This is a genomic window from Novosphingobium sp. (genome assembly GCF_040079535.1).
In the GTDB taxonomy this organism is placed as follows: Bacteria; Pseudomonadota; Alphaproteobacteria; order Sphingomonadales; family Sphingomonadaceae; genus Novosphingobium.
Genome location: NZ_JBEBKB010000049.1, coordinates 1 through 14,174 on the forward strand (window position 1 = coordinate 1; position 14,174 = coordinate 14,174).

Here is a 14,174-nt window from a genome sequence, read left to right on the forward strand (position 1 = left end):
GTGCTTGCGCAGCTCGATGCAGTGGTGTCCCAGCTGATCGCCAGTCAGGAACGCCCGACGGAAGAGAGCATCAGGGCGTCCATTTCAGCAATGCGGATACCATCGCCGACTTGCGAACTGTGGCGCGTTGAAGCCATTTCGATCACGGCCTCGATATCGAGAAGCGCTTCGTCACCCATACCGGTCGGATCGAGATTGTCTGGCCGGGACAGATAGTAGCTCAGCCTGTGCCTTTCGATCCGTGCAAGGATCTCTTCGGGCGGGACGTACCCAATCCTTTTTCGTCGTGCCATGATTGCCTCCCATTGCGTCCATGGCTCACAGCCTAAACCAACATGCCGACAAGGGCAGACTGGCGGCTAAACTTTCGGCAAGATGGCTATGCTCACGTGGCTATTTGCAGTAGAAATGGCGACCAACGGAATCCTTGATTTTTGTCACACTGGGGACTCGAACCCCGGACAAAAATAAAATTTGGGGGCTCCGATGGGGGCCTCACTTGGGCTCAAGGCAATATTAAAGCTCTTATTTACAAGACTATAATTCCAGTAAGAGTCCTCTTCTGGGCACCAGTTTTTCGGAAGAAGAGAATGTCCGGGGGACATTTTCCCGAAAAACTCCCGAGCGCAAGCGAGGGGCACGCTTTCCATCAGGCGATACCAGTGCTGGCCCGAAAGTGTCCGGGGGACATTTTCCCGAAAAACTCTCGGGTGCAGGCGAGCGGTGCGCTCTCAAATTGACTGTGTCTTTGCCGCGTTCAATCTGGGCTTTTGCTGTGGCGCCGCTGGCAGCGCGCGCGCTGCCTTGCGCCATTCACTGGGTGTCACGCCAAAGCGCCGCCGGAACCAGGTTGTGAAGGCGGGCGCGCCGGAAAGGCCCAGCAGATCGGTGATCTGAGCGAGGTTGCGAGCCTGGCCGGCCAGATGCCTGCGGGCAACTTCCTCGCGGGCTTGATCGAGCAATTCGAGGAACCGGCTGCCTTCTGCCTCAAGCGTGCGGGTCAGCGTCCGGCGCGATATGCCAAGGTGCTGGGCGATGTGCCCGGCAGTGCAGCGTCCGCTGGGCAGCAGCTGTGCCAGCACGCGCTCAACCCGCACCGCCATAGCCTCTGCCGCGCCCGGCGCGGCACGGCCCAGCAGCTGGCTGGCATAAGGTCGAAAGGCGGCCTCGGCCATGGGATTGGGCTGATCAAACAGATCGGCGCGGATCACTATCCCGTCGAACTCTGCATTGAAGCGCAATCGCCGGCCCAGCACCTGGCGAAACCGCGATTGATCGGCCGGGGGGGCGCGGGTCAGGCAGACCTCTTCGGGCATCCAGCCTGGCCCGGCGAGCTGGTGGAGGATGCTGTGCTGCGCAGCCAGCGCCATGTCGAGCGCCTGAATCTTGCTGCCGGGCGCAAGGATTTCAGTCCGCAGCACGACCAGATCGGCGAAATGCTGGCGGTTGATGACCAGGGCATCATTGTGGAGCGGCAGATAGGCCTCAATCACCGCAAAGGCGGTGCCAACGCTGGGTTCGTCGCGGGCGATCAGGCCGATCGGGCCGAGATTGGAAAGGCCGCGCAATTCCGCCAGCCGGAGCCCGAAATCGTCGCGCCCGGTGGCCAATGCCGCCAGTTCAAGCACTTGATTGACCGTGGTTACTGGCAGGCGCCGATCGGGTTGCAGCTCGGCCGAGGTGGGCAACCCAGTCTGGCGGAGCAGCCGCGCGGCATCTACGCCGTAGCTGCGGCACAGCGCCCCCAATCCGGTCAACGCGGCGGCCCGCAGGGTCAAACCTCTCGATTGGCTCATATAAGAAAGTATATGGCGCAAATTGGAAAGCAGGCAAGCAAGAATTGCGGCATTCCGGTCCCAGCAAAAAATGAAGGGTGCCGCAAACGCACCTTTGGAGGACACAGACATGCAATTCTTCGATGATAGCTTGCTGCCCGAAACCCAGGATCCGCTGGTGATCCAGGTTGCCCCCTATGCTCCCAGTTTCTTGCCGCGCGACAGCGATGATATTCCAGTATCATTCGCCGAGCAGGTTCAAAAAGCGGTCGATTGCTATAATGCCGGCGCAACCGTGCTGCATGTTCACGTGCGTGAGCCCGATGGGACGGGTTCGAAAAACCTCGACCGGTTCAACGAAATGCTTGATCGGCTGCGCAGCGCGGTGCCGGGAATGATCCTGCAGGTTGGCGGATCGATCAGCTTTGCCCCCAAAGACGAGGGCCAGGCTGCGCTGTGGCTGTCTGATGATACCCGCCATATGCTGGCCGATCTGACCCCGGCGCCCGATCAGGTTACCCTGGCCGTCAACACCAACCAGATGAACGTGATGGAACTGATCACCGAGGACGATTGCGCCGGCACATCGATGGGTGAAACCAATTTTGCCGAAGCCTATACCGAGATGTATTACGAGGCCGGGCCGAAGTTCATGAAAGAACACATGAAGCGGCTGACCGCCAGCGGCATCCAGACCCATTTCATGGTCGGCTGCGCGCGCGATCTTGAGACAATTGAACGGCTGGTTCGGACCGGGCACTATATGGGGCCGCTGGTGCTTAACTGGGTGGCGATCGGTGGCGGGCATGATGGCCCCAATCCGCGCAACCTGCTGGAATTCGTAAACCGGCTGCCGCAGAACGCGGTGTTCACGGTCGAAGGATTGATGCGCAGCGTCTATCCGCTTTGCACCATGGCCATCGCGATGGGATTTCACGCCAGGGTTGGCCAGGAAGACAACATGTGGGGCCGCAAGGGCGAGCGCGCCAGTTCTGTCCAGCAGATCGAAAAGCTGGTCCGCATTTCGGAAGAGCTCTACCGCCCGATCGCCACGGCCCAGGACGCGCGCCGGATCTACAAGATCGGCACGTTCTATGGCAGTATCGATGAAACGCTACGCGAAAACGGCTGGTTGCCCAACCGCAACAGCAATTTCGGCGTGGCCAACGTGCGCAGCGCGCCGCTGGTAGGAGCCTGAACAACCAGATCGCTGCATTGCAACTTTTGAGGATGATCCCATGAAAGTCGAACAACTCACTTGCGCACTGGGCGCGCAGATCAGTGATCTCAATCTGGCCGAAGCCGGCACCAACGATGATCTGGCGGGTGAGTTGGGTGCGCTGCTGCTGCAACACAAGGTGCTGTTCTTCCGCGATCAGACGATCAGCGATGCCCAGCATGCCGCAGTGGCGCGCCGATTTGGCGATCTTGAGGATCATCCACTGGCGGCCAGCGACGATAGTGAGCCGGGCATCATCCACATCTGGAAAAGCCCCGAAAGCCCGCCCGAACGTTATGAAAATTCGTGGCACACCGATGCTACCTGGCGTGAATGCCCGCCGATGGGGGCGATCTTGCACTGTGTGGAATGCCCGCCGGTGGGCGGCGATACGATGTGGGCCAATATGGAGCTGGCCTATGCGCGGCTGCCAGACCGGATCAAGCAGGACATTGCCGATTTGCGCGCGCGCCATTCAATGGAAGCCAGCTTCATGGCGGCCAAACCGATGGCGGACCGGCTGGCGATGAAAGAGCGCTTTCCCGATCCCGAACATCCGGTGGTGCGGACCCATCCGGTAACCGGCAACAAATCGCTGTTCGTCAATGCCTTTGCCACGCACTTCACCAATTATCACACCGCCGATCGGGTCCGGTTCGGGCAGGATTTCTCTGATGGTTCGGGCGCGCTGCTGCGCTATCTTGTCAGCCAGGCGCATGTCCCCGAATATCAGGTCCGCTGGCGCTGGACACCGGGCAGTGTGGTGCTGTGGGACAACCGCTGCACCCAGCATTACGCCGTAATGGACTATCCGCCCTGCGTGCGCCGGATGAACCGCGCGACGATCATCGGTGATCGGCCATTCTAGAGCTTGATGGCATCAGTTTCAAAACAACAATATGAATAGACGAACGGGAGAATTCTAGTGGCGACAGTGGTTCGTTTTTATGAGACTGGCGGCCCCGAAGTGCTGCGCCTTGAACAGGCTGAACCGGGCGAACCCGGCCCCGGCGAAGTGCGCCTGCGCCACGCTGCGGTCGGTTGCAATTTTGCCGATACCTATTTTCGTTCCGGCTATTATCCGGTCCAGCCGCCCTGCGGCATCGGGGTTGAAGGCGCCGGAGTGATCGAGGCGATTGGCGAAGGTGTGCAAGGGTTCGCGCTGGGTGACCGGGTCAGCTACAACGGCGGACCTCTGGGGGCCTATAGCACCGAACGGGTAATGCCTGCTGCGCCGCTGTTCAAAGTGCCAGATAGCGTTTCACTTGAAGATGCTGCCGCTTCGACCATGCGCGGGCTTTCGGCTACCTATTGGCTGCTGAAAACCGATCCGCGCCTGAAGGCCGGCGATACGATCCTGCTCCATGCTGCGGCTGGCGGGGTGGGATTGTTCGCGGTCCAGCTGGCAAAGCTGATCGGGCTGCGTGTGATCGGGACGGTCTCTACCGAGGAAAAGGCCGCCAAGGCCCGTGCGTTCGGTTGCGACGAGATCATTTTTTATCGTCGCGAGGATGTTGCCCAGCGGGTCAAGGAACTGACCGGCGGCGAAGGCGTTCAGACAGTGTTCGACAGTGTTGGCAAGGATACGTTCGAAGGCTCGCTCAAATCGCTGCGGCGGCGCGGGATGCTGGTTGGCTGCGGCACTGCATCGGGCCCGTTCCCGCCAATCGATGCCTTGCAAATGGCGATGCAAGGATCGGTCTATTTCACCCGCCCGGCCTTTGTGGACTACTTCGCCGATCCGGCCGAGCGCGCCGAGCTGGCGGCGTTCTGGTTCGACCATCTTGGCGCGGGCCGGATCAAGGTTGAGATCGGCCAGCGTTATAAATTGGAAGATTGCGTCCGGGCCCACCGCGAACTGGAAGCTGGCACGTCGATCGGATCATCGGTATTCACGCTGTGATCCGGATCGCGCCGCGCGATTCCGGTTCGATTTGGGGAAATTTATAGTTTGGCTGGACCAACATTCATCTCGGACGATCCCGGACCAGCCCGCGCAACCGGCTATGCCTGGGCGGTTTTCGCGCTGAGTTTTGGCCTGCTGATGAGCGATCACATGGCCCGCCAGGTGCTGAATGCGGCGGGCCCGCAGATCAAGCTGGAATGGAGCTTGAACAATGCCGAGCTGGCTTCGCTGGCCAGCGTGGTGGCATTGGCGGTTGGACTGTTGACCCTGCCGCTGTCCTATCTGGCCGATCGGTTTGGCCGGGTTCGCAGTCTGGTCTTTATGGCAACCTTGTGGAGCCTGGCTACATTGGCCGGTGCCTGGACCCAGACTTACCCGCAAATGCTGTTCGCCCGCACGTTGGTGGGGGTGGGGGAGGCAGCCTATGGCAGCGTTGGGATTGCCGTGGTGCTGGCGGCGTTTCCGCGGCATTTGCGGGCTACGCTGTCTGCATCGTTTCTGGCCGGATCGGTGGTTGGCCAAATGATTGGTGTCGCCGCCGGGGGGCAAGTTGCCGAAAGCTATGGCTGGCGGACTGCCTTTGAAGCGATCGGGTTGTTCGGTCTGATTCTGGCGGTGGCCTATGCCCTGGTGGTGCGCGAAAGCCGGATTGGCGTTGCGGCCGGATCCGGGCCGGCCAAATGGCGCGAACTGGCCCGCTTGCTGATTGGCCGCCGGCTATTGTGGCTGACCTATTTTGCGGGCGGGATCCAGCTATTCTGCACGGGGACCCTGGCCTGGGCGATGCCGCTGCTGCTGACCGACCATTACGGTATGCAGCTGGCGCAGGCCGGACGCAGCACTGCGCTGTTCCTGCTGGTTTGCGCGATTGGCATGATCGGCTGCGGCATGCTGGTTGATCGGCTGGCGCGCGCCAATGGCGCGATTACACCCAAGCTCTCGATCATTTTCTCACTGGTTTCGGCAACCCTGTTTGGAGGAGCGTTCTTCATGCCGCCTGGGCCGCTGCAACTGGGTTTGATCGGCGGCGGACTGCTGTTGGTAGGGGGGATCACCGGGGTCACCGGGGCAATGATTGCCAATTCCACCCCGCGCGCGGTGCATAGCACGGCGATGGCGGTGCTGGCGCTGGCCTACAATCTGATCGGGCTTGCCCCGGGCCCGTTCGTTACCGGGCTTTTGGCAGATCATTTCGGTCTGCTTGAAGCGCTGAAAGTTATGCCGCTGCCATGCCTGCTGGCGGCTTTGGCGATGGCCTTTGCCCAGCCACTCTACCGCGCTGAAATCCGCCAGAAGCCGGGCGGCGAAGCGGCTTGATAGCTGGCGCCGTTGGGCTTAGTCTTGGATCAAGGGGGCCAAGGCGAGATGGCACATCCGGATGATCTGACGATCCTGCGTGCAGCGTTTGGCTGCGGCGAAGCCTTGGCCGCAACAATCGCAGGCCTGGGCCGCGCGGCCGGGCACACCCGCGGTGCGGTGCTGTGGCCGCGCGATGGTGCGGCTGACGGTACCGGCGGCTCGGCCAGCTTGCTTACGCTGGGGCATGCGGCAGAGCTGGCCTATGGCCGTGATGGCGCGGTGCTGGTGCTTCACGCGCTGGTCCAGGGCGAAATGTTTGGCGATCTGGCCGGCAGCGGGCAGGCCGATGGCGGGGCGCGGGTTGAAGCGCTGAGCGAAGGCCGCGCAATCCATTTTGCAGCTTCGGTGATGGTTCGCCTGATGGAGAGCTATCCGTTGGTTGCGCTGGCGCTGGCGCGGCACCTTTCGGCCCGGATTGCGGCGATGCGCCAGCGGATGGTTGAGACCGCACTGCTATCCTCAACCGGCCGGATCGCTGCAGAACTGCTGCGGATGGCCAATGCCGGCGGGGGCACGATCCGCCCGGTGCCGGTGATGACCGAATTGGCGCTGAAAGTTCAAGCCGCGCGCGAAACGGTTTCGCGCACGGTATCCAGTCTGGAAAAACGCGGTGTGCTGCGGCGGGTGGATGGCGGATTGGAACTGGCTGCCCCGCACCGACTGGAAGAGCTGATTTATTGATGCTGCTTCAGCTAACCAGCGCGTGGATCGCCACTTCACCCTGATCATCGCCGGGATGGTAAAGTTCGCTTCGCAGCTGGCCCAGACCGTGCGCCGCCAGCGTTACCGCCAGCGCATCGCTGGCCAGCGCAACCCCGGTGGGGGCTAGCGCCATCAGCTGCCGCGCGCGCGGTGCAGCGCAGCCATAGGGAATCATCGTTGCGCTTGGCGGATCATACAAAACCGGTGCAATTTCCAGATCCGCACCAATCGCCACATTGCCCAGCGCCGCCAGCCGCGTGATCGTGTCCAGCGCCAGCGGCAGGTCCTCAATCACTGCCTCCCACAGCCCTGGCGCAGTGCGGACCGAGCCAGGCGGGATATTGGCCATGGCCGCGACAACTGGCGCGGTCATCGCCGCGATTTCGTGGGAGCCACGCGCCCGACTTGCTGACAGGGCATCGAGGCCAATCGCCAGATGCACTGCCAGAATGCGGGCTGGATCGGGCTGCTCTGGCGGGAACATCGCTTCAACGGCGCAATCGCGCGGCACGATCAGATGGTGCTGCGGCCCGGCCGCAGCGCGCCACAGATCGGCCTGGCGGCGGGTGTTGGCCCCGCCGCCCAGATCATCGGTGACGATCAGCTGACAGGCGCTGCTGGAAAGCGTGGCGGCATTGTTCAGCGCGCCGCCGATAGCAAGCTCTCCGGCATGGCGGGTCGCCAGCGGATCGTGGACCGATACGGCGCTGTCTGCCGCCACCCGCAGCGATGCGATCTGCGCCAGCACCGCGCGGTAGCGATCGGCCCAGATCTGGCCGGCTGGGGCAACCGATTGGGCTTCAAACTGATCTGGTGGACAGGGCAACACGCCATGCAGTTCTACCCCGCGGCCCAGCAGGCGTTCGGCGATGATCAGATCGGCCCCGGCGGCCAGCGCCCCCCAGGCAAAACCGATCCCGGTCTGGCTGAGCAACCGATCAACCGCATCGGTCAATGCCAGCTCGCTTGATTGCCCGGCAGCGATGCCCATGTGGCCGGCAAAATGGAGGCTGGCGGGCGCGGCAAAGCGATCGATCCAGCCTGGGTCAGAGCCTTGCGCGGCAGCAATCTCGCGCAGCTGGGCGATTGTTGCTGCGCGGTCAGCCCAGCCGTCAATCTGTTCTGCAGCGGCGCGCGCCATGGCTGCTTTGGCTTCGTCTTGATCGCCCAGGATCAGCAGCGATTCGGCGCGGGTTGCGCTGAGGAAATAGGGCGTGTCGGCCGGCGTGGTCGGCGCATCCAGTTGGGCCAGCACGCCGCGCGCGCGCTGGGCAGCTGCGACGGGATCTCCCGCCAGCAGATGCAGAGTTGCGGCATTGATCGCCAGATAGGGCGCGGGCGACAAGGCATCGGCCGCGCCATAGGCCGCTGCCGCATCGGCAAACAGGCGCCGCTGATCTGCCCCCGCAGCCAGCCGCGCCTGCCCCTTGGTGAGCCGTCCTTTGACCGCCAGCGCCGCCGGATCATCGGCACGATCAGCGTGCCCCCCCGCCACAAACAGCTCCCACGCCCGCGCAATCGCACCCGCTCGGGCAAGCGCGGCGATCGCGGGGAGGGTGGGTTGGTTCATTGGGCAGGGGGTCTCGCTGACTGGGTTAGGCGCTATTCATAGAGGAATTGCGCCGCACCGCGAGGATGAATGCCGCCGTGGGTTTTGGGATGGATTCCGCCGTGCGTTTCGGGGTTTTTGTTTGCCGCAAGCGCTTCTGCTTCGAATTTCTGATGATCATCGTGGAAGCGGTGGTCATCAAATGCCCAGACGGGGCCTTCACTTTCCGTGTCATAGAGGTTCAGATAGATCGGAATTTCAACTTTGTAGCCGCCGTGCCGGGCGTCAACGCTTTTTTCCCAGGCTACCTTCAGCGCCGCCAGATTGCACCGGAAGGTAAGGGCTGCATTCGCCGGGCGTTTGGCAAAATCGTAGCTGATATCCTCGGCTGCAATGAAGGCGCCGCTTTGGTCGATCAGGCCAACATCTTTCAATAAATCTTTGCCCAGATGTGAAGGTAGAATCATTATCGGATTCGACCCAGGCCCGAAAGCGGTTTGGGCCAATGGATCGATCCGGATCACGTAAGTGGTATCGTCACTATCGACTTCGATCGACAAATCGGTTGGGGCGTGCGTTGGTTTGCTCGCACTTGGCGCGCCATTCGGCCCATGCTTTGAGAAGTGGCCAATCCGCTCAACTGCGTCATTGGTTGAATTGGCGGTCACCTTTTGGCGATACTTGAATTCGCCTCGGTCATTCACACCCAAGCCAATCTCGTAAAGCCGCAAATGCTTTGATGGGGTCAAGTTCATTGAAGAATCTCCTTCCTGAAGGTCAGGCATTGGGCCTGCAAATTCCGCCAATAGCTGTTGGCTGGATCGTGACGCACGAGCCGCTGCGCATCGGCCGCACCAATCGCCGATAGCGTCCGGGCGGAATGTGTATCGCCATCTGCTCTGGCGGCTCTGGCCAGATCGAGGGTGACCTCGGCGTGTTGTTCAAGCCACAGCCAGTTGTGCGGGGAAAGCGCGATCAGCCGTTCGGATGTCTTCAAGCCCAGCCGCCGCGATTCGCGGGCCAGACTGCGATTGCCGATGGCATCGGCAGCATCGGCCATCCACAAATAGTGAAAGGCAAGGTCATACAAGGCGTTTGGATTGTCCGCTTTGCCGGCCTCAGCCTTTGCCAGTTCAACCGCCCGGCGGCAAAATTCCAGCGCCCGGTTCGGATCTCCGCCAGCCTCAAGCGTTATCGCGCACAGATTGCCGGTAACCAGCGAATCAAGCGCCCGCCAATCGGCGCTGCCGGCAATTTGCCACGCGCTATCGAGCAGCGCCTTGGCGTTCAGAAAGCGCGGCAGCGCTGCCTTCTCGTTTCCCTGGGTGACTTCGATCAAGGCCAAACGATTTTCGCTGCGGGCATGGGCCAAAATCCGTTGCGGATTGGCCGGATCGGCCGCCAGCAAGTTTTCCGTTACCCGGTGCAGCTCGGTGTATTTGGCAAAAGCATTGGCCAGTTTGCCGCGATTTTCGTCCTCAATGCCCATCGCTTCGATCACGCGGGCGCGGCGGGTCAGGCTGTCTGGACCAAGGCCATCAAGCGAGCCGCCATCAGCGTAATAGCGCATGGCGCGATCATTCACCGCATCCATCACGTCAAGGTTTCCAACCCCCTTCAGCTTGTCTCTCAGATCGGTCAGCATGAATTCCACCAGCCCTTCCGCTTCGCTGCGCTGGCGCTCGGCCTCGGCGCGGGCGCGCAGGGCGAAGATCAGCGATGCAGACAGGATTAGGCTAAGCAGCAGCGCCCCGGCTGTGACGGCCATCACGCGGCGCTGGCGATTTTGGGCATCGCGCTGGATCAACCGGTCAAGCGGCTGCGCGGTAAGCCCGGCGATGATCTTGATCAAGCCCAGCCGCTTGCCATCGTGGCCATTGCGAAAATCGGCGGCAAGCGGCTCTATCGTTCGATCATCCAGCTGCACCAGTGCATCGGGAAAGGCCGCTTCGGGCGCGCCTTCGATCAGCGCGGCCAAGACCGGGCTATCGGGATGCAGCGCGCGGAACAGGGCGATTTCCTGGCCGACCCAGCGGCTCGCCTTGGCGCTGGGGCTTGATACCACAACCAGCGCCGCCGATGCCGCCAAGGCCGCGCGCACCTGCTCGCTCAGGTCTGAACCGGCGGCCAGTTCGGCGCGGTCAATGAAGATCGGGGTAAGCCTGGTCTTATCCGGCAGCCGCCAGCTTTCCAGCTTGCGATGCAGCCAGCTGGCGAAACCAGCATCGGAATGACTGTAGCTGATGAACGCCCGATAGCGCACTGGCACTGCCGGAGCCATTTCGTGCTCCATCCGGTTTCCCCACCCGTTGCGGCGAAGGTGATACAGCTCCGGCACTTTGGCAACCCAAGATTGCGGCGGGCAATTGCCCCGATACGGGCCAGATCCGCAGCGTCGAATCAGTTTTCCACCAAGACCTATCGCTGCGCAGGTGTGGCCCGAACGCTACGGTTTCCAACTGTTCTAACCTTTCGATTAAAACCTGTTGTCAAGCGCGGCGGAGGATGGTCTATTCGCAATCGCAACCGCCCGGTTAAGGGACGGGCATTTTTATGAGGAGTTTGGGCTGATGAGGGGTAAACTGACCCTACTTGCTGGTGTATGTGCCGGCGCGATCGCATTTCCTGCCTTTGCGCAGGATACCGCAGCTGCTGAAGAACCTGCAGCATCACCGGAAATCGTGGTTACTGCGCAGCGCACCAATCAAAGACTGCAAGACGTGCCGATCGCGGTCAGCGCCTTCAATTCCGAAGCGCTTGATAAACAGCAGATCAAGAACACGTCGGATTTGCAGCTCAGCCTGCCCAACGTCACCTTCACCAAGACCAACTTCACTGACGCCAGCTTCACCATCCGCGGGATCGGCGATCTCTGCGTCGGGGTTACCTGCGATCAGGCTACTGCCATCCACATGAACAACGCGCCGCTGTTTGGCACGCGCCTGTTCGAAGGCGAATTCTACGATCTGGGCCAGCTTGAAGTGCTGCGCGGACCGCAAGGAACCCTGTTTGGCCGCAATGCAACCTCGGGCGTGGTCAACATCAAGTCGGCCCGGCCCAAACTGAACCGCACCGAAGCCAACTTCGAAGCCGGCTATGGCAGCTTCAACGAAGTCAAAGGCAAGGGCATGATCAATGTGCCGCTTGGCGATATGGCCGCGCTGCGCGTTGCCGGTTTCTATCTCAACCGCGGTGGTTACACGACCAACATCTTTGACAATTCAAAGATCGATGATCGCGACATGTGGGGCGCGCGCGCTTCGCTTCGGGTTGAACCCGATAGCGGCACCACCTTTGATTTCATGGTTCAGTACTTCCATGAAAAAGACAATCGCATGCGCATCCAAAAGCAGATGTGCGATCGCGATCCGACCGGCGTGATGGGCTGTCTGGCTGGCAGTCGCCAGTTTGAAATGACCAATTCGAACACCACGTTTGTTGGTGTGCTGACTTCAAGGGAGTTCCTGACCACCCAGCTCGGCGGTACTGCGCTCGCACCTTTGGCCAATCTGCTCGCACTTGGCAGCATCTATGGCAGCGATCCCTACAACTGGGCCGGTGCCACCAACCCGGCAGACTATCGCACGGTCAACACCGATACCAACCCGACCTATTTTACCCGGGAATGGATCGCGCAGGCGGGCATGGATCAGGAACTGGGCGGCGGTGTTTCGCTCAGCCTTCAGGGTAACTACCAGAACGTCGTGCTGGATTCGAGCCAGGACTACAACCTGTCAGTCCAGAACCGCGCAAACTACACGCCTGCACTGACCGCGCTTCAGGCTGGCGCTTTGGCCGGGGCCTTTGGTCCGGGCACTGCAGCCTACTTCCTGCCGGTCTACAATGCCTTGACGCCCAATGGGCCCAATGGTGTGCTCTGCACCTCGCTTCCCGAAGAAACCGGAACCGGCGCCTACGGCGGGCATCGTTCCTGCGCGATGACCCCGCAAGATTATGACCGTTCGAACCAATACCAGTCCAGCTGGTCGGCAGAAGCGATCATTTCGTCAAAGTGGGATGGGAATTTCAACTTCCTGCTGGGCGGGATTTACAGCAAGTTCCACCTGACCGAAAACAGCTACTATGTGAACGCCTTCGGGATTGATTACTTTGCTGGTATTCTGGGGGCGATTACGGCGCTTTCAACCGGCCGTCCGCCAAGCTACCTTGGTACGCCGTTCTTCCGCAATACCTCGGACGATCTGCGGATCAGCAGCCAGGGTGTGTTCGGTGAAATGTATTATGATTTCAACGACCGGGTTAAGCTGACCCTGGGTGTGCGTTACAATCACGACGAAAAGACCGTGAAGGCGCGCTCAACTTTGGCCAGCTTCCTCACGCCGCACACTTCAACCAACGCATTCCAGACGCCTTACGCGGCTGGTTTTGATGCCGATCCGTCAACGGTCTGCTCGCCTGCTGGCTCGAACGTTGCTGGTGCACTTGGCTCGGTTCCGGGCTGCGATGCTTTCAGCATCAAGACGGTGAAGTTCAATGAAATGACCGGCCGCGCCGTGCTCAATTTCGCGGTCACCGATGATAACATGCTCTACGTTTCGTATTCGCGTGGCTACAAGTCTGGCGGGATCAATCCGCCGCTTCAGCCGATTTTCGCAGTTTCGGATACCTTCAAGCCGGAATTCGTCAACGCGTTTGAAATCGGATCGAAGAACAGCTTTGCTGGCGGCAAGGTGATCCTCAACGTCACCGGCTTCTACTATAGCTACAAGGATCTGCAGCTCAGCCGCATTGTTGCCCGGACCTCGGTCAACGATAACGTCAGCGCCACGATCTATGGTCTGGAATTGGAAGCAGTGCTGCGGCCGACCCCGGAAATGACGATCAATATCGGGGCCAGCTATCTTCACGCCGAAGTTTCGGAAGACAAGTTCCTGGCTAACCCGCGTGATTTCAGTGGCGGCCGGGCAGATGCCGTCCTGATCAAGGATCTCACCAACGGTGCGAACTGCGCGGTGTCGTCGAACACGGGTCTTGCCGGCACAGCTGGTGGGGCAACCGGGGTCAACGGCTTCGTCAACCAGGTCAACACCATGATCAATGCGGGCGCGATCCCGGGCCTCAAGCCGGGCGCTGGGCTTCAGCCCACCACCGCGTTCCCTTCGGGCAGCGGGCTTAACTCAACCGGTGCCTTCAGTGTCTGCGACGCGCTCAGCGCGATGGCTCCGCTGATCGGTGCTGGATTTGGCGGGGTTACTGTCCACTCTTCGGGTATTCCGGTGAACATCAAGGGCAATGTCCTGCCTGGTTCGCCCGATTACAAGTTCTCGGCCGGCGTCCAGTATGCCTTGCCGGTGGGCGAAATGACCCTGACCCCGCGGGCTGACTACATCTATACCGGCAAGTCGTATGGCAACATCTTCAACGGTGTGGTCAACGAAGTGCCCAGCTTCAGCCAGGTCAATGCCCAGCTGCAGCTGGACGGTCCCGGCAAGAAGTGGTTCCTGCGTGGTTGGATCCAGAACCTGACCGATAGTGATGCGATCACGGGTCTTTACGTGACCGATCAGTCTTCGGGCAACTATACCAACGTGTTCACGCTCGAACCGCGTCGGTATGGTCTCACGGCTGGTATCAAGTTCTAAGCTTCCTGGGAGGGGAGCCAAGCGAAGGGGCCCCGTGCGAACAGCACGGGGCCCCGTCTGC

Annotated in this window: 11 protein-coding genes; 6 read left to right on the forward strand and 5 right to left on the reverse strand. The window is 61.0% G+C overall.

The genetic code is table 11. The annotated features are described in order from the left end of the window. Nucleotides 1-44: 44 nt before the first annotated feature. Together ABL914_RS12440 and ABL914_RS12445 are read right to left on the reverse strand one after the other, a co-directional pair. Nucleotides 45-293: a hypothetical protein gene (locus ABL914_RS12440; protein ID WP_391563503.1), complete on the reverse strand. Its 249-nt coding sequence runs from the start codon at nt 291-293 to the stop codon at nt 45-47. 438 nt (nt 294-731) lie between these two features. Then, nucleotides 732-1,796, reverse strand: a complete 1,065-nt coding sequence (locus ABL914_RS12445) for an AraC family transcriptional regulator (protein ID WP_391563504.1) — start codon at nt 1,794-1,796, stop codon at nt 732-734. Nucleotides 1,797-1,905: 109 nt separating this feature from the next. Here ABL914_RS12445 and ABL914_RS12450 point away from each other — a divergent pair, with 109 nt between their 5' ends. The 5 genes from ABL914_RS12450 to ABL914_RS12470 are packed head-to-tail and all read left to right on the forward strand — an operon-like array spanning nt 1,906 to nt 6,940. Beyond that, nucleotides 1,906-2,973 (forward strand): 3-keto-5-aminohexanoate cleavage protein, encoded by a 1,068-nt coding sequence (locus ABL914_RS12450; protein WP_391563505.1) that lies wholly within the window; start codon nt 1,906-1,908, stop codon nt 2,971-2,973. A gap of 40 nt (nt 2,974-3,013) precedes the next feature. Beyond that, the gene (locus ABL914_RS12455; RefSeq protein WP_391563506.1) at nt 3,014-3,862 is read left to right on the forward strand and encodes a TauD/TfdA dioxygenase family protein; all 849 of its coding nucleotides are present in this window, start codon (nt 3,014-3,016) and stop codon (nt 3,860-3,862) included. A gap of 57 nt (nt 3,863-3,919) precedes the next feature. Then, complete coding sequence (locus ABL914_RS12460) at nt 3,920-4,897, forward strand: quinone oxidoreductase family protein (RefSeq protein WP_391563507.1); 978 nt, start codon at nt 3,920-3,922, stop codon at nt 4,895-4,897. Nucleotides 4,898-4,945: 48 nt separating this feature from the next. Then, nucleotides 4,946-6,217 (forward strand): MFS transporter, encoded by a 1,272-nt coding sequence (locus ABL914_RS12465; RefSeq protein WP_391563508.1) that lies wholly within the window; start codon nt 4,946-4,948, stop codon nt 6,215-6,217. Between the two features lie 48 nt (nt 6,218-6,265). After that, on the forward strand, nt 6,266-6,940 hold the full coding sequence (locus ABL914_RS12470) for a Crp/Fnr family transcriptional regulator (RefSeq protein WP_391563509.1): 675 nt from the start codon (nt 6,266-6,268) through the stop codon (nt 6,938-6,940). A gap of 7 nt (nt 6,941-6,947) precedes the next feature. Here ABL914_RS12470 and ABL914_RS12475 read toward each other — a convergent pair whose 3' ends face one another. From ABL914_RS12475 to ABL914_RS12485, 3 genes are all read right to left on the reverse strand, one after another. After that, nucleotides 6,948-8,531 (reverse strand): hypothetical protein, encoded by a 1,584-nt coding sequence (locus tag ABL914_RS12475; RefSeq protein ID WP_391563510.1) that lies wholly within the window; start codon nt 8,529-8,531, stop codon nt 6,948-6,950. A 32-nt stretch (nt 8,532-8,563) separates the two neighbouring features. After that, nucleotides 8,564-9,034 (reverse strand): hypothetical protein, encoded by a 471-nt coding sequence (locus tag ABL914_RS12480; RefSeq protein WP_391563511.1) that lies wholly within the window; start codon nt 9,032-9,034, stop codon nt 8,564-8,566. 227 nt (nt 9,035-9,261) lie between these two features. Next, nucleotides 9,262-10,791, reverse strand: coding sequence for a TIR domain-containing protein (locus tag ABL914_RS12485; protein ID WP_391563512.1), 1,530 nt, complete (start codon nt 10,789-10,791; stop codon nt 9,262-9,264). 289 nt (nt 10,792-11,080) lie between these two features. Between ABL914_RS12485 and ABL914_RS12490 the strand changes: the two genes are divergently transcribed. After that, a complete protein-coding gene (locus ABL914_RS12490; RefSeq protein ID WP_391563513.1) occupies nt 11,081-14,113 on the forward strand; it encodes a TonB-dependent receptor in 3,033 nt (1,010 codons plus the stop codon). Nucleotides 14,114-14,174 lie beyond the last annotated feature (61 nt).

Bases quoted from the DNA above. Each gene is read 5' to 3' on its own strand.
- ABL914_RS12490 (WP_391563513.1), top strand. From the start codon at position 11,081: ATGAGGGGTAAACTGACCCTACTTGCTGGTGTATGTGCCGGCGCGATC.
- ABL914_RS12445 (WP_391563504.1), bottom strand. From the start codon at position 1,796: ATGAGCCAATCGAGAGGTTTGACCCTGCGGGCCGCCGCGTTGACCGGA.
- ABL914_RS12485 (WP_391563512.1), bottom strand. From the start codon at position 10,791: ATGGCTCCGGCAGTGCCAGTGCGCTATCGGGCGTTCATCAGCTACAGT.
- ABL914_RS12450 (WP_391563505.1), top strand. From the start codon at position 1,906: ATGCAATTCTTCGATGATAGCTTGCTGCCCGAAACCCAGGATCCGCTG.
- ABL914_RS12475 (WP_391563510.1), bottom strand. From the start codon at position 8,531: ATGAACCAACCCACCCTCCCCGCGATCGCCGCGCTTGCCCGAGCGGGT.
- ABL914_RS12470 (WP_391563509.1), top strand. From the start codon at position 6,266: ATGGCACATCCGGATGATCTGACGATCCTGCGTGCAGCGTTTGGCTGC.
- ABL914_RS12455 (WP_391563506.1), top strand. From the start codon at position 3,014: ATGAAAGTCGAACAACTCACTTGCGCACTGGGCGCGCAGATCAGTGAT.
- ABL914_RS12440 (WP_391563503.1), bottom strand. From the start codon at position 293: ATGGCACGACGAAAAAGGATTGGGTACGTCCCGCCCGAAGAGATCCTT.